Annotated in this window: 15 protein-coding genes; 12 read left to right on the plus strand and 3 right to left on the minus strand. The window is 71.4% G+C overall.

The features are described 5' to 3' along the window. Positions 1–58: 58 nt before the first annotated feature. On the minus strand, positions 59–757 hold the full coding sequence (locus BJ998_RS28255; RefSeq protein WP_184866399.1) for an iron-dependent transcriptional repressor DtxR: 699 nt from the start codon (positions 755–757) through the stop codon (positions 59–61). Positions 758–1,083: 326 nt separating this feature from the next. Here BJ998_RS28255 and BJ998_RS28260 point away from each other — a divergent pair, with 326 nt between their 5' ends. Both BJ998_RS28260 and srmL read left to right on the plus strand, forming a co-directional pair. After that, positions 1,084–1,899, plus strand: coding sequence for a sulfurtransferase (locus BJ998_RS28260; protein ID WP_312890373.1), 816 nt, complete (start codon positions 1,084–1,086; stop codon positions 1,897–1,899). A 289-nt stretch (positions 1,900–2,188) separates the two neighbouring features. After that, entirely contained in the window at positions 2,189–3,223 is a 1,035-nt protein-coding gene (gene srmL / locus BJ998_RS28265; protein ID WP_184866401.1) for a PheS-related mystery ligase SrmL, read from the plus strand. 45 nt (positions 3,224–3,268) lie between these two features. Here srmL and BJ998_RS28270 read toward each other — a convergent pair whose 3' ends face one another. Beyond that, on the minus strand, positions 3,269–3,601 hold the full coding sequence (locus BJ998_RS28270) for a hypothetical protein (RefSeq protein ID WP_184866402.1): 333 nt from the start codon (positions 3,599–3,601) through the stop codon (positions 3,269–3,271). A gap of 65 nt (positions 3,602–3,666) precedes the next feature. On the opposite strand from BJ998_RS28270, the gene BJ998_RS28275 reads away from it, so the two are divergent. The 7 genes from BJ998_RS28275 to BJ998_RS28305 all read left to right on the plus strand — a co-directional run bounded on the left by BJ998_RS28275 (position 3,667) and on the right by BJ998_RS28305 (position 11,537). Further along, on the plus strand, positions 3,667–4,815 hold the full coding sequence (locus BJ998_RS28275) for an acetoin utilization protein AcuC (RefSeq protein ID WP_184866403.1): 1,149 nt from the start codon (positions 3,667–3,669) through the stop codon (positions 4,813–4,815). Positions 4,816–4,830: 15 nt separating this feature from the next. Continuing rightward, the gene (locus BJ998_RS28280; protein WP_184866404.1) at positions 4,831–7,437 is read left to right on the plus strand and encodes a bifunctional acetate--CoA ligase family protein/GNAT family N-acetyltransferase; all 2,607 of its coding nucleotides are present in this window, start codon (positions 4,831–4,833) and stop codon (positions 7,435–7,437) included. A 53-nt stretch (positions 7,438–7,490) separates the two neighbouring features. Next, positions 7,491–8,249 carry a GntR family transcriptional regulator gene (locus tag BJ998_RS28285; protein ID WP_184866405.1) on the plus strand — a complete coding sequence of 253 codons (759 nt, stop codon included), beginning with the start codon at positions 7,491–7,493 and terminating at the stop codon, positions 8,247–8,249. 44 nt (positions 8,250–8,293) lie between these two features. Then, positions 8,294–8,884 carry a DUF4328 domain-containing protein gene (locus BJ998_RS28290; protein WP_184866406.1) on the plus strand — a complete coding sequence of 197 codons (591 nt, stop codon included), beginning with the start codon at positions 8,294–8,296 and terminating at the stop codon, positions 8,882–8,884. A 381-nt stretch (positions 8,885–9,265) separates the two neighbouring features. Beyond that, positions 9,266–10,678, plus strand: a complete 1,413-nt coding sequence (locus tag BJ998_RS28295) for a M4 family metallopeptidase (protein WP_184866407.1) — start codon at positions 9,266–9,268, stop codon at positions 10,676–10,678. A 113-nt stretch (positions 10,679–10,791) separates the two neighbouring features. Beyond that, positions 10,792–11,118, plus strand: a complete 327-nt coding sequence (locus BJ998_RS28300; RefSeq protein WP_312890374.1) for an ArsR/SmtB family transcription factor — start codon at positions 10,792–10,794, stop codon at positions 11,116–11,118. Beyond that, complete coding sequence (locus BJ998_RS28305) at positions 11,115–11,537, plus strand: SRPBCC family protein (protein WP_184866408.1); 423 nt, start codon at positions 11,115–11,117, stop codon at positions 11,535–11,537. Before BJ998_RS28300 ends, BJ998_RS28305 begins: the two co-directional genes overlap by 4 nt. A gap of 58 nt (positions 11,538–11,595) precedes the next feature. Here BJ998_RS28305 and BJ998_RS28310 read toward each other — a convergent pair whose 3' ends face one another. Then, positions 11,596–13,941 carry a Tex family protein gene (locus BJ998_RS28310; RefSeq protein WP_184866409.1) on the minus strand — a complete coding sequence of 782 codons (2,346 nt, stop codon included), beginning with the start codon at positions 13,939–13,941 and terminating at the stop codon, positions 11,596–11,598. 95 nt (positions 13,942–14,036) lie between these two features. Between BJ998_RS28310 and BJ998_RS28315 the strand changes: the two genes are divergently transcribed. The 3 genes from BJ998_RS28315 (at position 14,037) to BJ998_RS28325 (ending at position 17,358) form a co-directional block, all read left to right on the plus strand. Then, the gene (locus BJ998_RS28315; protein ID WP_184866410.1) at positions 14,037–15,155 is read left to right on the plus strand and encodes a TIGR03364 family FAD-dependent oxidoreductase; all 1,119 of its coding nucleotides are present in this window, start codon (positions 14,037–14,039) and stop codon (positions 15,153–15,155) included. After that, complete coding sequence (locus BJ998_RS28320; protein ID WP_184866411.1) at positions 15,152–15,817, plus strand: phosphonatase-like hydrolase; 666 nt, start codon at positions 15,152–15,154, stop codon at positions 15,815–15,817. Before BJ998_RS28315 ends, BJ998_RS28320 begins: the two co-directional genes overlap by 4 nt. 122 nt (positions 15,818–15,939) lie before the next feature. Next, a complete protein-coding gene (locus BJ998_RS28325) occupies positions 15,940–17,358 on the plus strand; it encodes an RHS repeat-associated core domain-containing protein (RefSeq protein ID WP_184866412.1) in 1,419 nt (472 codons plus the stop codon). Positions 17,359–17,394: the final 36 nt, after the last annotated feature.

The raw sequence follows: 17,394 nt of genomic DNA on the forward strand, positions 1-17,394 counted from the left end.
GGGCGAGCGCTCTGGTTCGCGCTCTCCGCGAACAGACCTCGGCCAGCGTTCGCCCCGCTCACCGGGCGGTGACCAGGACGGCGTGGGCGACGGCGGCGTCGATCTTGGCCACGGCGCCGAGGCCGTGCACCTCGATCACCGCGGCGGCGGCGGGGCCGCCCTGCACCTGCACGGTGTTGCCCGGGATCAGGCCGACCGTCTTCAACTCCGCCATCAGCTCCTCGTCGATCTGCACGTGCTCGGCGATGCGCCGGACCTCGACCTGCCCGCCGCCGCGCCGGGCCACCTCGTCCACCCGGACCAGCCCGGGCTCGGGCGACGGCGCGGGCTTGCCGCCCTCGCCCAGCTTGTCCAGCCCCGGGATGGGGTTGCCGTAGGGGGAGGTGGTGGGGTGGCCGAGCAGCGCCACCAGCTTGCGCTCGACGGCCTCGCTCATCACGTGCTCCCAGCGGCACGCCTCGGCGTGCACCTGCTCCCACTCCAGGCCGATCACGTCGACCAGCAGCCGCTCGGCCAGCCGGTGCTTGCGCATGACGGCGATGGCCAGCTCGCGGCCGGCGTCGGTCAGCTCCAGGTGGCGGTCGCCGGCGACGACGAGCAGGCCGTCGCGCTCCATGCGGGCCACCGTCTGGCTGACCGTGGGGCCGCTCTGCGCCAGCCGCTCGGCGATCCGGGCGCGCAGCGGGACGACACCCTCTTCTTCCAGCTCGTAGATGGTGCGCAGGTACATCTCGGTGGTGTCGATGAGGTCGTTCACCAAGACTCCAATCGGCGGAGGCTGCGGCCTGCAGGCCGGGCAGGAGCCGATCCGATGGTAACTGGCCGCCGGGGCGGCCGGGACTGTCGGTGGCTGCGGTCGATGCGCTCGGGGTGGGCGGCAGGGCGGCGTCGTGGGTGTGTCATCGGGCCGCCTCCGTTCCGCTTCTCGGGCGTGGGCGCGCCCCCATCTTCCGGGGTCGCGAGGTCGCCACAGCCGTTCCCGCACGTGTGACGTCAATATTAGTGGGTGCCACCGACAAGGACGGTGGCGTATCCGGCGCGTTACCTGGTGGTGGCCTACCGCCACCGGGCAGGATGACGGGTGTGCGTGCCTTGATCACCCCCGCCGAGCTGGCGGGTCTCGAGCCGGCCCCGGTGCTGTTGGACGTCCGCTGGCGGCTGGCCGGGCCGCCCGCCGTCGAGGACTACCGGGCCGGGCACCTGCCGGGCGCGGTGTTCATGGACCTGGACCGGGACCTGGCGGCGGAGCCGGGTGAGGGCGGCCGGCATCCGCTGCCGACGCCGGAGCGGCTCCAGCAGGCGCTGCGGGCCGCGGGCGTGCGGCGAAATCACCCGGTCGTGGCGTACGACGCCGGCGACGGGTCCACGGCGGCCCGGGCGTGGTGGCTGCTGCGCTGGGCCGGCCACGACCAGGTGGCGGTGCTCGACGGCGGCTACGCGGCGTGGACGGCGGAGGGCCGCCCGGTCAGCACCGACGTGCCGACCCCCGAGCCCGGTGACATCGAGGTCGTGCCGGGCAACATGCCGGTGCTGGACGCCGACGAGGCGGCCGAGCTGGCGCGCACCGGCGTGCTGCTGGACGCCCGCGCGCCGGAGCGGTACCGCGGCGACGTCGAGCCGATCGATCCTCGGGCCGGCCACATCCCGGGCGCGGTCAACGCCCCGTTCGCCGGCCACATCGGACCGGACGGCCGGTGGCGCACGCCGGAGGAGCTGGCCCAGCGGTTCGCGGACCTCGACGTCAAGCCCGGCCAGGTCGGCGCGTACTGCGGGTCGGGCGTGACGGCGTCCTCGGTGGTGCTGGCGCTGGAGGTGGCCGGCCTCGGGCCGGCGCCGCTGTACGCCGGGTCGTGGTCGCACTGGTGCGTGGACCCGGAGCGCCCGGTGGAAACCGGTTGACCCGGCCCGCACCATGGAGATGTGAGCGGCCAGCGGCGATTTCGACGCCCCTCGGTGTCCCGGGGGCGTTGAGTCGCGCGTTCTGACGGGAGCCGAGGGGGCTGTGACATGGGCCGCGTTCCGCGGCCGGCGAGGCCGCTCTGATCCGGTGCCTTCCCTTGCCGCATTTCGACCGCCGCGTCAGCTCAGTGGTGGGGCGCGTCATGTGGCGGCGCTCGAAATGCGCCAACCGGTCCAGGCACCGGCGCGGCCTCGCGCCACCTTCGCCCAGCTCACGTCAGGACCTGCCATGAAGCTGATGACCGCCGACCAGGTGCGCGCGGCGCTGTCCGTGCGCGACCTCACCGACCCCAACCATGGCCCGCACGCGATGCAGCTGCTGCTCGCCGAGATCGAGCAAGCCGTGTCGGACTGGGCCGGACTGCCGCCGAACCGGCACCGCGGCAATCCCGTGGTGCCGGTCGCGGACAACTACGACCGTCTCGGCTACCCGGCTGACGCCGTGGCGCGGGACGCCCGCTATTCCCGTTACCTGAGGCCGGATCTGATGCTGCGGGCGCACACCACCGCGATGATCCCGCCGCTGCTCGACGACCTCGACGGCGAGGCGCTGCTGAGCTGTCCCGGCCTGTGCTACCGCCGCGACGCCATCGACCGCCAGCACGTCGGCCAGCCGCACCAACTGGATCTCTGGCTCGTCCGGGAAGGCTTGTCCGACAACGACTTGCATGACCTCGTGGCAACAGTCGTGCGAGCGGCGGCGCCCGGCGCCGACTGGCGACTCGACCCGTCCGATCATCCGTACACCTTGCGGGGCAAGGAAATCATCGTCGACGGCGTGGAGGTGGGCGAGTGCGGACTGGCCCGGCCGGATCTGTGCCACGGGCTGGCGATGGGGCTGGGCCTGGACCGGCTTCTCATGCTGCGCAAGGGAATCGACGACATCCGCCTGCTGCGCTCGGCCGAGCCGAGGATCGCCGAGCAGCTGCTGGACCTCACGCCGTACCGAAGGGTGTCCACCCAGCCGCCGATCCGCCGCGACCTGTCCGTGGCGGTGGCCGCCGACATGGACGTGGAGCAGCTCGGCGCGGCGGTGCGGGAGGCGCTGGGCGCGGACGCGCACGTCGTCGAGGAGGTGACGGTGCTGGCCGAGACCGCGGGCGAACTCCTGCCGCCGGTCGCCCGGGACCGGCTGGGGCTGCGCGCGGGCGAGAAGAACGTGCTGCTCAGGGTCGTGCTGCGGGACCTGGAGCGGACGCTGACCGACGCCCGGGCGAACGCGCTGCGCGACACCGTGCACCGCGCGGTGCACGGTGAACGGTGAAGTGCGCCGGTGGGCCGGGCCGGCCCACCGGCATCCAGCAGCGGACTAGTTGCCTGACTGTGCCCGTTCTCGCAGCGCGATCGGCGCGCCGGCCAGGTCCTCCTCGTTGCAGAGCAGCTTGACGTCGTAGTACGGCGCGTTCTCCGAGTCGTCGTAGTCCAGGTGGATGGCGATCACGTCGATCGGCTCGCCGAGCCACTCCTGTGCCTGCCGCAGCCAGGCCGCGGCCCGCTCCAGGGCCGCGGGCAGATCGTCGTCCCGGAACTCGACGGGACGGTAGGGGACCCCTTGCACCTGGTCCTTCTGATTCTTCGGGCGGGGCAGGTCGACACCGACGCCGGAGTCATCGAGATCCAGGCGGATCAGTTCCTCACTCACCCCTCAAGAGTCCACCAGGCAGGCACACCCGGGCAACCCCGGCGCGTTACGCCTACCTTGTGGTCATGGGCAAGCTTGCCGGAGTCGTGTGGGACGACACGCTGCTGGGCTACGACATGGGGGCCGACCATCCGCTGAATCCGGTCCGGTTGGACCTGACCATGGGCCTGGCGCGGGCCCTGGGCGTGCTGGACGGCGTCGAGCCGGTCAAGCCGGCCCGGGCCACCGAGGACGAGGTCTTACGGGTTCACTCGGCCGAGTACATCGCCGCGGTGAAGGCCGCCCCGGAGTCGCCGGTCGACGTCGGGCACGGCCTGGGCACGCCGGACAACCCCGTGTTCGCGGGCATGCACGAGGCCGCCAGCCTGGTGCTGGGCTCCTCGCTGGCTGCCGCGGAGCTGCTGCTGTCGGGGGAGACGGACCGCGTGGTCAACATCGGTGGCGGGCTGCACCACGCGATGCGCGACGGGGCGGCCGGCTTCTGTGTCTACAACGACTGCGTGGGGGCGATCGACCGGCTGCTGGACCGCGGCATCGAGCGGGTGGCCTACGTCGACACGGACGTGCACCATGGCGACGGCGTGCAGGCCGCGTTCTACGACGACCCCCGGGTGCTGACGATCTCCCTGCACCAGCATCCGGCGACGCTGTTCCCCGGTACCGGTTACGCCCGTGAGCTGGGCGCCGGCGACGGGTACGGCATGTCCGTGAACCTGCCGCTGCCCCCGGGCACCACCGACGAGCACTGGCTGCGGGCGTTCCACGCCGTGGTGCCGTCGTTGCTGCGTGCGTTCCGGCCACAGGTGCTGGTGACGCAGTGTGGCGTCGACACGCACCGGGACGACCCGCTGGCCCACCTCGGGCTGACGGTCGACGGCCACCGGGCGATCTACCAGGCGCTACGCGAGCTGGCGATCGAGCACGGCGGCCGCTGGCTGGCCGTGGGCGGTGGCGGCTACCAGCTGAGGCGCGTGGTGCCGCGCTCCTGGACGCACCTGCTCGCCACGGCGCTGGACCGCGACCTCCCCGTGCGCACGGAGCTGCCGGGCGACTGGGCGCAGCGGCTGGGCGTGCCGGACATGACCGACGGCGGCGGCACGTCGTTCCTGCCGTGGTCCGGCGGTGGCGGCGATCCCGTGGACATGGCGGTGCTGGGCACGCGCCGCGCGGCGTTCCCGCTGTACGGGCTCGACCCTGACGACCCAAGAGACTGAGGCCGAGAGACCGAGATGGACCCGTACGACTACCCGAAGCACTGGGAAGCCGATGTCGTGCTGTCCGACGGCGGCACCGTCCACCTGCGACCGATCACCCCGGACGACGCGGACCGGCTGCTGGCGTTCCACGGCCGGCTGTCCGAGCGCACCCGCTACTTCCGCTACTTCGGGCCGTATCCGCGGATGCCGCAGCGCGACCTGGAGAGGTTCAGCACGGTCGACCACTGCGACCGGGTGGCGTTCGTGGCGATGCTGGGGCACGACATCGTCGCCGTCGGCCGCTACGACCGGCTCCACGACACCGACTCGGCCGAGGTCGCGTTCGTGGTTGAGGACGGCCACCAGGGCCGGGGGCTGGGCTCGATCCTGCTGGAGCACCTCGCGGCGGCGGCCCGGGAGAGCGGCCTGACCCGGTTCGTGGCCGAGGTGCTGGCGGAGAACGGCCAGATGGTGCGGGTGTTCCGGGACGCCGGCTACCAGATCGCGCGGTCGTTCGAGGAGGGCACGCTGCACCTGGAGTTCGCGCTGGACCCGACGGCGCAGTCGGTGGCGGTGGCGCGCTCCCGCGAGCAGGCGGCGGAGGCGCGCAGTGTGCGCAACCTGCTCACGCCGAGGTCGGTGGCGCTGATCGGGGCGTCCACGGACCACGCCAAGATCGGCCACGCGGTGCTGACGAACCTGCTGGTCGCCGACTTCGCCGGGCCGGTGTACCCGGTCAACCCGGAGCACCGGTCGGTGCGCGGCGTGCGGGCGTACGCGTCGGTGCTGGACATCCCCGACGACGTGGACCTCGCGGTGGTGGCGATTCCCGCCGCGGGCATCGAGGACGTGCTGGACGCCTGTCTCGCCAAGGGCGTGAAGGCGCTGCTGGTGGTGTCGACGGTGATGGACCGGGACGCGGAGCGGCACCTCGTGGCGGAGGCCCGTGCGCACGGGATGCGGGTCGTGGGGCCGAACGCGCTCGGCGTCGTGAACACGGATCCCGAGGTGCGGTTGAACGCCACGCTGGCGCCGAAGTTGCCGGGTCGCGGCCGTACCGGCTTCTTCTGCCAGTCCGGCGCGCTCGGCATCGCCATTCTGGCCACCGCCGCCGAGCGTGGCCTCGGTTTGTCCACGTTCGTGTCCGCCGGCAACCGCGCCGACGTCTCCGGCAACGACCTGCTGCAGTACTGGGCCGACGACCCGGCGACCGATGTCGTGCTGCTGTACCTGGAGTCCTTCGGCAATCCGCGCAAGTTCGCCCGGCTGGCTCGGCGGCTGGGGCGGCACAAGCCGATCGTGGCCGTGAAGACCGGCCGGCACGCGATCAACACCGGGCTGACCGGCACGGTCGCGGTGGACGAGGCCAGCGTGCAGGCGTTGTTCGAGCAGACGGGTGTGATCCGGGTCGAGACGCTGGGGCAACTGTTCGACACGGCGTTGTTGCTGGCGCACCAGCCGCTGCCGGCGGGGCCGCGGGTGGCGGTCGTCGGCAACTCGACGGCGATCGGGCTGCTGGCCGCCGATGCGTTGCTGGCGCAGGGTTTGGAGCTCGCCCGCGAGCCGGTCGACGTCGGCGCGCATGCGGGACCGGAGGAGTTCGCGGAGGCGGTTCGGTCGACGGCGCAGTGCGAGGACGTGGACGCGCTGGTGGTCGTGTTCGTGCCGCCGATCGCCATGCCGGCCGCCGGGTACGCCAAGGCGCTGCGCGAGGCAGTCACCGGAAAGCCTGTGGTGACAACGTTCCTCGCGGTCGAGGGCGTGCCGGACGAGCTGGCGGTGCCCGGCCCGGACGGGTCGCCGTCGCGGGGATCGGTGCCGTCCTATCCGAGCCCGGAACGCGCGGTGTCGGCGCTGGCCCGGGCCACTCGATACGCCCAGTGGAAGTCCCGGCCTCGCGGCGAGTTCGTGCGGCCGGCCGGCATCGACACCGAGCGGGCGCGTGAGCTGGTGTTGAAGACCTCGACCGACGAGGAAGTCGTCGCCTTGCTGGCCTGCTACGGCATCGAGGTGGTGTCGTTCCACACCGTGTCCACTGTGGACGAAGCCGTCGCGGCGTGCGAGGAGCTGGGCTTCCCGGTGGTGCTCAAGTCCACCAGCGAGCAACTCCGGCACCGCACGGATTTCCTCGGTGTGCGGCTGGATCTGGGCAGCGCCGACGCGGTCCGCTCGGCGTACCGGGACCTCGTCGAGGTCTCCGGATCGACGGAGATGTACGTGCAGCGGATGGCGCCGAAGGGCGTCTCCTGTCAGCTGGGGCTGCAGGACGACCCGTCGTTCGGGACGCTGGTCAGCTTCGGGCTCGGCGGCGTGGTCAGCGACCTGCTCGGCGACCGCGCGTACCGGTCCGTGCCGATGACCGACGAGGACGCCGCCGCGCTGGTCCGCGCGCCGAAGGCGGCCCCGCTGCTGGCCGGCTACCGTGGCGGGCGGCCGGCCGACCTGGCCGCGCTGGAGGACCTGGCGCTGCGGCTGTCGGCGCTGGCCGAGGACCTGCCCGAGGTGCGGCAGCTGGTGTTGGAGCCGGTGCTGGCCTCGGCGGCGGGCGCGTTCGTCAGCTCGGCGCGGATCACCGTCGGCGAACCGCCGTCGCAACCGGACACCGGTCCCCGCCGCCTACGGCCGCTCGCCACGGACTAGATCCGGCGCAGCCCTTCGGCGATGTCCAGCCCGCTCACTCTAAGCTTCAAGTCGTGCCCACGCCGTCACACCGCGCAGGGGAACCGGTCCGCGCCGGCATTCCCGAGCACGGCCGCGTGCCCCGGTACTACGCGGTCAAGACGCTGCTGCTGGCGCTGATCGAGGAGTTGGGCGAGGGCGTGGCGCTGCCGTCCGAGCGTGAGCTGGCGGAGCGGTTCGAGGTGTCGCGGGTGACGTTCCGGCAGGCCGTCAGCGAGCTCGTGCTGGAGGGGCGGCTGGTGCGCCGGCAGGGTTCTGGCACGTTCGTCGCGCCGCCGAAGCTGGTGCAGCCGCTGGCCTTGGTCAGCTACACGGAGGGCATGCGCAGCCAGGGCGTCGAGCCGAGCCGGTACCTCGTCACCAGCGAGTACATGGCGGCCGACGAGCGGCTGGCCGCCGACCTCGGCATCGAGCCCGGCGATCCGGCGCTGCACATCGAACGGGTGCTGCTGGCCGATTCGGAGCGGATCGGGCTGGAATCGACCTATCTGTCGGCTCGTCGTTTTCCCGATCTGTTGTCCGTGTTCGATCCGGCCACGTCGTTGTACGCGTATTTGACACAGCAGGTCGGTATCGTGCTGGCACACGCCGAGGAACGGGTGGAGACGGTGCTCGCCACCCCGCGGGAAGCGCTGCTCATCGGCACCAATCCGGCGGTGCCGATGTTGTTGCTGCACCGGTTGACCAGGGACGATGCGGGCGTGCCGGTGGAACGTGTCCGTTCTCTCTATCGCGGTGACCGTTTCAGCTTCGTAACGCAGCTGAATTTGTGACTTCGTTTCCCTAAGGTCGGCGGCAGGACCTTCAGGGGAGAGCTGTGAGCAGAACGAAGACATCCGCGCCGACCACTCGCGGCCGGCGTGTGCCCAAGAACTGGAAGCCGGTGGGAACCCGCGCGATCGTCGCGTCCGCGCTCATCGCGCTGGTGCTCGTCACCGACGTGCTGGAGACCGTCGCCGACGTCAGCGGCGCCGCCGCGCTCGACGCCGTGCTGCTGTGGGTGAACGCCGGCGCGCTCGTCGTCGCCGCCGTCGCGTTCATCATGTGGCTGTGGCGGGCGCGGGCCAACGCCGAGCTGCTCGTCGGGCCGCACGGGCAGCGGCTGACCCGGGAGTGGGTGATCGGCGCCTGGATCTGCCCGGTGGTCAACCTGTGGTTCCCGTACCGGGTCGTCGTCGACGTGTGGCGGGCCAGCGCCCCCGACCGCGGGAACATCCGCGACGGGCTGGTCGTGTGGTGGTGGATGACCTTCCTGGTGTCGTGGTTGTTCACCCGGTACATCACGCTGGCCGGCATCGTCGACGCCGGGCCGCTGGTCGTCTCCTGCGCGCTCGACGTCGCCTCCGGCGTGTTCGCGCTGCTGGTCGTGCGCCGGATCAGCGACTGGCAGGCGCTGGCCCGCGGATAACCGGGTCGATCCGCGACCTCCGTGGTCTTCGTGCGCGGGCAGCTCGTGCTGGAGGGCCTGTTGGTGCTGGGCCACATCATCGCGCTGGCCGGCGCCGCGGTGCCGTCGGGGAGGGACGTGGCACACCTGCCGTATGGCCGCCCACCGAGCGACTCTCGGTTGCCGGTTCGGGCCGTGCACAGCCTGCGCTGCCGCGCCGTCAAGGACGGCGCTAGCGGCAAACCGCCCGAAAAGGCACCCCCCGTTGGTGGAGTGATCTTCCTACCTTCGTAGGGAGCGTTCACACGTGAGAGTTACGCACACTTCGCTTCCAGTCACTTCGGGTGACGGGATCCCTGCGGAGGTGTGTGAGTGTCACGCAATCGAGTTATCACGGGTGCGATGGTCGCCGGTGCGACCGTCGCCGCCATGGCGGCCAGCACGGCCGTCGCGGCGGGCCCGGCCGTCGCGGCGCCCGCGATGCAGCAGCTTGCCGCGCAGTCCATGCCCTTCGGCAGCGTGGTCCGCTACCAGCAGACGATCGCGGGTGTGCCGGTGTTCGGCGGCCAGCAGATCAAGGTGCTGGACCAGCAGGGTCAGGTGGTCGCCACCCACGGCCGCACCACGCAGCGCACCGCCGGGCAGTTCCCGGCCACCGACGCCGGCGCGGTCGACACGGCCATCGCCGACGTCGCGAAGCGCACCGGCAAGCCGGCCGCGCAGCTCATCGCCGACGCGCCGAAGGCGTACTGGTACGACGCCACCCTCGGCGGCGCCAAGGGCGAGCCGGTCGCCGTGCCCACCTACCAGGTGGTCGTGCACGGGGCGTCCATCGAGGACAAGTGGACCGAGGTGGTGAAGGCCGGCACGCAGCAGGTGATCGCCTCCTGGTCGGACGTCCACGAGGCGCTCAACCGCGACGTCTGCGACGCCAACCGCAAGGTCGTGTCCGGCACCAACAACTCGGTGCGCTGCGGCACGTCGTTCAAGATCAGCCGCAAGGAGGGCGGGTCCGCGTCGTCCGTTCAGGACGTCAACAACGTCTACAACTTCTTCGGCGACGCTTCGACCTTCTACAAGAACACCGTCGGCGTCGACCTGACGTCGCTGATCGGCGCGGACTACCGCGATGGCACCGGCAAGGCGCTGCGCGGCACCGTGCGGATCTGTGTGCGGGACGAGGACTGCCCGTTCCTGAACGCCTTCTGGGACGGCGAGCAGATGGCCTTCGGCGAGGGCGTCACCACCGACGACATCACCGGCCACGAGCTGACCCACGGCGTCACCCAGCACACCTCCGGGCTGGAGGGCGGCCAGGCCGACTCCATCAACGAGGGCCTGTCCGACGTGTTCGGCCAGTTCATCGCCTGGTCCGCGAAGGACCCGAACGTGCAGGGCGCGAACCGCTGGCAGCTGGGCGCCGGCTCCGCCATCGGCGCCGTGCGCAACATGAAGGACCCGCGCTCGTCCAAGAAGCCGCAGCCGGACCGGGTCAACGGCCCCGGCTGGGACACGAACAACCCGGACGTGCACATCAACGACGGCGTGATCAACAAGGCCGACTACCTGATCACCGACGGCGACACGTTCAACGGCCAGACCGTGCGCGGCCTCGGCCAGGACAAGGCCGTGCAGATCTGGTGGGGCGTGGAGAACACCCTCACGCCCAGCGCCACCTTCCACGACGTGGGCGACGCGCTGAACTCCTCCTGCAAGGCCCTGGCCCGGGCCCACACCGCCGGCATCACCAGCGACGACTGCACCCAGGTCGGCAAGGCGGTCAAGGCGACGCAGCTGGACCAGGACGCCAGGTAGCCCCGGTGTTGTGAAAGCTCCCTTCCACGCATCCAGTGCGTGGAAGGGAGCTTTCACCACATCCGGATAGTTAAGCCTTGACTTGAGTATCGTCGGGGTGGACACTCAAGTGTGTGCTTAACCATGAGCTGGACCGGGTGTTCCAGGCGCTGGCTGACCCGACCCGGCGCGGCCTGGTCGACCGGCTGACCCGCGGCCCGGCCTCGGTCAGCGAGTTGGCGGCGCCGCTGCCGATCACGCTCGCCGCGGTCGTCCAGCACCTGCAGGCGCTGGAGGCGTGCGGACTGGTCCGCACCGAGAAGGTCGGCCGGGTCCGCACCTGCCGGATCGACCCGGCGGGCCTGCGGGCGGCCGAGGACTGGCTGCACGAGCGCCGCACCGCCTGGGAGCGGCGGCTGGACCGGCTCGCCGACGTACTGGACGAAGGGGACAGGAAATGACCGTCAAGCACTCGACGTTCACCATCGACCGGAACTACCCGCAGCCGCCCGGAAAGGTCTTCGCCGCCTGGGCCGACCCGGCCGTGAAGGCCAGCTGGCTGATGGCCCCAGGGCACCACCACGAGCTGGATTTCCGCGTCGGGGGCAGGGAAGTCGCCAGCGGCGGGCAGTTGCGGTTCGAGGCCACGTACCGGGACATCGTCGACGGCAAGCGGATCGTCTACTGCGCCACGCTGCACGACGGGGACAAACTGTCCACGGTCTCGCAGACCACCGTCGAGTTCATCGCCGACGGCGAGGGCACTCGGCTGGTGCTGGCCGAGCAGGGCGCGTACCTGGACGACATGGAGCAGCCGGAATGGCGTGAGCAGGGCGTCAACTCCCAGCTCGACACGCTGGCCAAGCTGCTCGCCGAGTGACGCCGGCGCGGCCGTCCACAGTGGACGACCGCGCCGGCGGGAACTCCTGTGGTTCTGGCTACTTGCCGAAACCGGCCCGGCGAAGCGCGTCGGCCATGGAACCGTTGGCCGGGCGCTCCTCACGCCGCTGCTGGCCACCGCCACCGCCGCGCTTGGCGCCGCCGCGGTCCTGACGACCACCGCCACCGCGCTGGCCACCACCCTGCCCGCCGGACTTGGCCTGCGGGCCACCGCGCTCGGGCTCGTCCTCCAGCCGCAGCGTCAGCGAGATCCGCTTGCGCGGGATGTCCACGTCCAGCACCTTCACCCGCACCACGTCACCGGACTTGACGACGTCCCGGGGGTCCTTGACGAAGGTGCGCGACATCGCCGACACGTGCACGAGGCCGTCCTGGTGCACGCCGATGTCGATGAACGCGCCGAACGCGGCCACGTTGGTGACCACGCCCTCCAGCACCATGCCCGGCTTCAGGTCGGCGATCTTCTCGACGCCGTCGGCGAAGGTCGCCGTCTTGAACGCCGGCCGCGGGTCGCGGCCCGGCTTCTCCAGCTCCTTGAGGATGTCGGTGACGGTCGGCAGGCCGAACGTGTCGTCCACGAACTCCGCCGGCTTGATCGTCTTCAGCTTGGCGCTGTTGCCGATGAGCTCGGTCAGCGTCAGGTTGTTGGCGGTCAGGATCCGCCGCACCACCGGGTAGGCCTCGGGGTGCACGCTGGAGGAGTCCAGCGGGTCGTCGCCGCCGGGGATGCGCAGGAAGCCCGCGCACTGCTCGAACGCCTTGGGCCCCAGCCGCGGCACGCCCTTGAGCGCCTCGCGGGAGCGGAACGGCCCGTTGGCCTCGCGGTGCTGCACGATGTTCTCGGCCAGGCCGGCGCCGATGCCGGACACCCGGGTCAGCAGCGGCGCGGAGGCCGTGTTCAGGTCGACGCCGACCGCGTTCACGCAGTCCTCGACCACGGCGTCCAGCGACCGGGACAGCTTGGCCTCGGCCAGGTCGTGCTGGTACTGGCCGACGCCGATGGACTTGGGGTCGATCTTGACCAGCTCGGCCAGCGGGTCCTGCAGCCGGCGCGCGATGGACACGGCGCCGCGCAGCGACACGTCCATGCCCGGCAGTTCCTGCGAGGCGTAGGCGGACGCGGAGTAGACGGACGCGCCGGCCTCAGAGACGACGATCTTGGTGAGCTTCAGCTCGGGCCGCAGCTTGATCAGGTCGGCGGCCAGCTTGTCGGTCTCCCGCGACGCCGTGCCGTTGCCGATCGCGATCAGCTCGACCTTGTGCTCGGCGCACAGCTTCGCCAGCGTGGCCAGGGACTCGTCCCAGCGGTTGGCCGGCTGGTGCGGGTAGATGGCGGTGGTGGCGACGACCTTGCCGGTGGCGTCGACGACCGCGACCTTCACGCCGGTGCGGAAGCCCGGGTCCAGGCCCATGGTGGCACGGGTGCCGGCCGGCGCGGCCAGCAGCAGGTCGCGCAGGTTGGTGGCGAACACGCGCACGGCCTCGTCCTCCGCCTCCTGGCGCAGCCGGGCGCGCAGGTCGACGCCGAGGTGCACGAGAATGCGGGTGCGCCAGGCCCAGCGCACGGTGTCGGTCAGCCACTTGTCGGCCGGGCGGCCCTGGTTGTCGATGCCGAACCGGGCGGCGATGCGGACCTCGTAGTCGGACGGCTGGCCCTCGACCTGCTCCTCCGGTTCGAGGCTGAGGTCGAGCACCTCCTCCTTCTCGCCGCGGAACATGGCCAGGATGCGGTGCGAGGGGAGCTTGGTGAACGGCTCGGAGAACTCGAAGTAGTCGCTGAACTTGGCGCCGGCCTCCTGCTGGCCCTCGCGGACCTTGGACACCAGGCTGCCGCGGGTCCACATCTGCTCGCGCAGCGCGCCGATCAGGTCGGCGTCCTCGCCGAAGCGCTCGACCAGGATGGCCCGCGCGCCCTCCAGCGCGGCGGCGGCGTCCGCGACGCCCTTCTCCGCGTCGACGTACTGCGCGGCGGTGGCCTGCGGGTCCAGCGTCGGGTCCGCGAGCAGGCCGTCGGCCAGCGGCTCCAGGCCGGCCTCGCGGGCGATCTGCGCCTTGGTCCGCCGCTTCGGCTTGTACGGCAGGTAGATGTCCTCCAGCCGCGCCTTGGAGTCGGCGGTCATGATCTGCTCGCGCAGCGCGTCGTCCAGCTTGCCCTGCTCGGCGATGGACTCCAGGATCGCGGTGCGCCGCTCCTCCAGCTCGCGCAGGTAGCGCAGGCGCTCCTCCAGGGTGCGCAGCTGGGCGTCGTCCAGGCCGCCGGTTGCTTCCTTGCGGTAGCGGGCGACGAACGGCACGGTGGCGCCGCCGTCGAGCAGGCCGACGGCCGCGGTCACCTGCCCGTCCCGCACGCCGAGCTCGTCGGCGATCCTCTGCTCAATGGACATCACGGCGTCGATTCTGCCGTCTTGGTGGGAACGCCCTCGCGGTCGGGTGAATATAACGTAATGGTAACTGCTCTAGTCCATGGTACGGTCGGGCCGTGCGAGTACTGGTCGTCGGTGGAGGCGTGCTCGGGACGATGCACGCATGGCAGGCCGTTCGGCGCGGCCACGAAGTCCTTCAGATCGAACGGGAACGGCAGGCCAGGGGCGCTTCCGTGCGCAACTTCGGCCTGGTCTGGGTGGGCGGCCGGGCGCCGGGCGAGGAGCTGGCGACCGCGCGCCGGTCCCGCGAGCTGTGGGAGGAGATCGGCCGGCAGGTCGAGGGCATCGGCTTCCGGGCCAACGGATCCCTCACCGCGCTGCGGACGCCGCTGGAGATGGCGGTCGCCGAGGAGGTCGTCGCCCGGGACGACGCCGCCGATCGCGGACTGAAGCTGTTGGCCCCCACCGAGGTTCGTGCCGTGAACCCGGCCCTGCGCGGTGCCGTGCTCGGCGCCCTGCACTGCGAGCGGGACGCCGCCGTCGAGCCGCGGCTGGCGCAACCCGCGCTGCGGCAACACCTTCTCGCCTCGGGCCGCTACACCTGGTTGCCGGGCCGGGAGGTTCGGGCGTTGCTGGCTCATGGCGTACGCGATGATCACGGCGACGTGCACGAGGCGGATCTTGTGCTGCTGTGCACCGGGGCCGCGTTGGGCGGCCTGGTGCGGGAGATCGCCGGCGAGGTGCCGGTGCGGCGGGTGCGGCTGCAGATGACGCAGACCGACCCGCTCGACGAGCCGCTGACCACGTCCGTGGCCGACGGCGACAGCTTCCGCTACTACCCGGCGTATCGCGGCGACGCGCTGGACGCCTTGAACCTTGAGCAACCCCAGCCGCCGGTCGCGGCCGAACACAAGATGCAACTCCTTCTCGTGCAACGGCTCGACGGCTCGCTCACCATCGGCGACACCCACTCCTACGACGAGCCGTTCGCCTTCGACGTCGACTCCGCGCCCTACGAACACCTCGTCGAGGTCGCCGAATCCCTGCTGGGTCGGCCGTTGCCGCCGATCCGGCGGCGCTGGGCCGGCGTGTACGCGCAGCACATTGATCCGGCCGCGGTCGTGCACCGGGCCCGGGTCGCCGACAACGCCTGGCTGGTCACCGGACCCGGTGGCCGGGGCATGACCTGTTCGCCGGCGATCGCCGAGCGCACCGCGACGGAGGCCGGACTGTGACGATCAGTTTGGCAGTACTGGACATGGCCGGCACCACCGTCGCCGACGACGGCCTGGTGGAGCGGGCCTTCACCGAGGCCGTCGCCGCGGTCGAAGTGTCCGAACAGGACGGTCGCTTCCCGGCGATGCTGGACCACGTGCGTCGCACGATGGGCCAGTCCAAGATCGTCGTCTTCCGGGCTCTGCTGCCGGAAACCGAGGCGCAGCAGGCGAACACGGCGTTCGAGGCCGCGTACAGCCGGCTCGTCGAGACCGGCCGCTGCGAGCCGGTTCCCGGCGCCGAGCAGGCGATCAAGGATCTCCGGGCCGCCGGGGTTCGGGTAGCCCTCACCACCGGCTTCGCCCGTCCCACCCAGGACGCCATCCTCGCCGCCCTGGGCTGGCACGACCTCGTCGACATCGCCCTCACCCCGGCCGATGCCGGTCGCGGCCGACCCTTCCCCGACATGGTGCTCACCGCCGTACTGCGCCTCGGCATCGACGACGTCCGCGACGTCGCCGTCGTCGGCGACACCCCGTCGGACGTGGTCAGCGGCCTCCGTGCCGGCGCCTCCATCGCAGCGGGCGTGCTCACCGGCGCCGGCACACGCACCGAATTCGAGGCCGTCAAAGCCACGCACGTCCTGGAGTCCGTGCGCGACCTGCCGGCGTTGCTCAGCTGAGCGCGAGCGCCACCGTCCATCGGGACTGGCCGGTTGGCCTCCAACGCCTGAACGGCAAGGCCTACACGTCGAAGGTCCTCGGCTACAACGCCCAGTACAAACCGGTTTCCATCCAGCTCACGGTGCCGGACAGCGAGGGTCTGCTGGCCGGGACCTACACCTACGGCACTAAGTACAATGTGGACGGTAGCGTCTACGCCAGCAACTACGCGGCCGCCGGCAACCTGCCGGCCGAGTCGGTGCTGTACACGTACAACGATCTCGGCGGGCTGCAGAGCAGCAGCGGTGGCTACGACGGCAACACCTTCGAGTACGTCACCGACACGCAGTACACCCGCTACGGCGAGGTCGCCCGCACGCAGCTGGGCGAGCCGGGCAAGCGGGTGTGGCTGTCGAACTACTACGACGACCACACCCGCCAGGTGAACCGGATGATCGTCGACGCCGAGGTGTCGGCGCCGATGCAGGCCGACGTCCACTACACCTACGACCACGCCGGCAACGTCACCTCGATCGCCGACACGCCCCAGGGCAAGCCGGCCGACATCCAGTGCTTCACGCTGGACTACCTGCAGCGCATCACCGAGGCGTGGACGCCGAGCGGCGGCTGCGACCAGGCGCCGGCCGTGGCCACGCTGTCCGGGCCGGCCCCGTACTGGCAGTCCTTCGCGTACGACAAGGTCGGCAACCGCCTCGCCGAGACCGATCACACCGCCGCCGGCGACACGGTCAGCACCAGCGCTTTCCCGCCCACCGGCCACACCCTCAGCGGTGTGTCCAGCACCGGGCCGGGCGGCGCCAAGTCGAGCCAGTACGTCTACGACGCCAGCGGCAACACCATCACCCGCAAGCTGCCCGGTGCCACGCAGCAGCTGGACTGGGACGCCGACGGGCGCCTGGCGAAGGTCACCGAGGGCAGCAATGTCACCGACTTCGTCTACGACGCCGACGGCAACCGCCTGATCCGGCACGACAACACCGGCGCCACGCTGTACCTGGCCGGCGAGGAACTGCGCATCACCAAGGCCGGCGCGGCCGAGGCCACCCGCTACTACAGCTACGGCAAGAGAACCGTTGCCGTGCGGGACGGTTCCGGCCTGTCCTGGCTGGCCGGCGACATACAGGACACGTCGCAGATCGCGATCGGCAGCGACTCGCAGCAGGTGACCCAGCGCCGGCAGTTGCCGTTCGGCGCCCCACGCGGCGGCTCGGCGCTCTTCCCGGGGCAGAAGGGTTTCGTCGGCGGCACCATCGACTCCTCGATCGGCCTGACCCAGCTGGGCATCCGCGAGTACGACCCGACGCTGGGGCGGTTCCTGTCCGTCGACCCGGTGGCCAACCAGGACGACTCGCAGCAGCTGCACGGCTACACCTACGCCGACAACAACCCCATCACCAAGATGGACCCGTCCGGCGCCGACTGGTTCACCGACTACCTCAACATCATCACCGGGCCGCCGCCGGCGCCGCCGGCCGCCGGGGCCCGCCGCTGCCGATCCCGATGGGACCGATGCAGACGCCGGCGCGGCCGCCGACAGTGAAGAACCAGAAGCTCAACAAGATCGTCCAGGGCTCCT

This window comes from Kutzneria kofuensis (genome assembly GCF_014203355.1).
Lineage (GTDB): Bacteria > Actinomycetota > Actinomycetes > Mycobacteriales > Pseudonocardiaceae > Kutzneria > Kutzneria kofuensis.

Bases quoted from the DNA above. Each gene is read 5' to 3' on its own strand.
- srmL (WP_184866401.1), top strand. From the start codon at position 2,189: ATGAAGCTGATGACCGCCGACCAGGTGCGCGCGGCGCTGTCCGTGCGC.
- BJ998_RS28275 (WP_184866403.1), top strand. From the start codon at position 3,667: ATGGGCAAGCTTGCCGGAGTCGTGTGGGACGACACGCTGCTGGGCTAC.
- BJ998_RS28280 (WP_184866404.1), top strand. From the start codon at position 4,831: ATGGACCCGTACGACTACCCGAAGCACTGGGAAGCCGATGTCGTGCTG.
- BJ998_RS28295 (WP_184866407.1), top strand. From the start codon at position 9,266: ATGGTCGCCGGTGCGACCGTCGCCGCCATGGCGGCCAGCACGGCCGTC.
- BJ998_RS28305 (WP_184866408.1), top strand. From the start codon at position 11,115: ATGACCGTCAAGCACTCGACGTTCACCATCGACCGGAACTACCCGCAG.
- BJ998_RS28310 (WP_184866409.1), bottom strand. From the start codon at position 13,941: ATGTCCATTGAGCAGAGGATCGCCGACGAGCTCGGCGTGCGGGACGGG.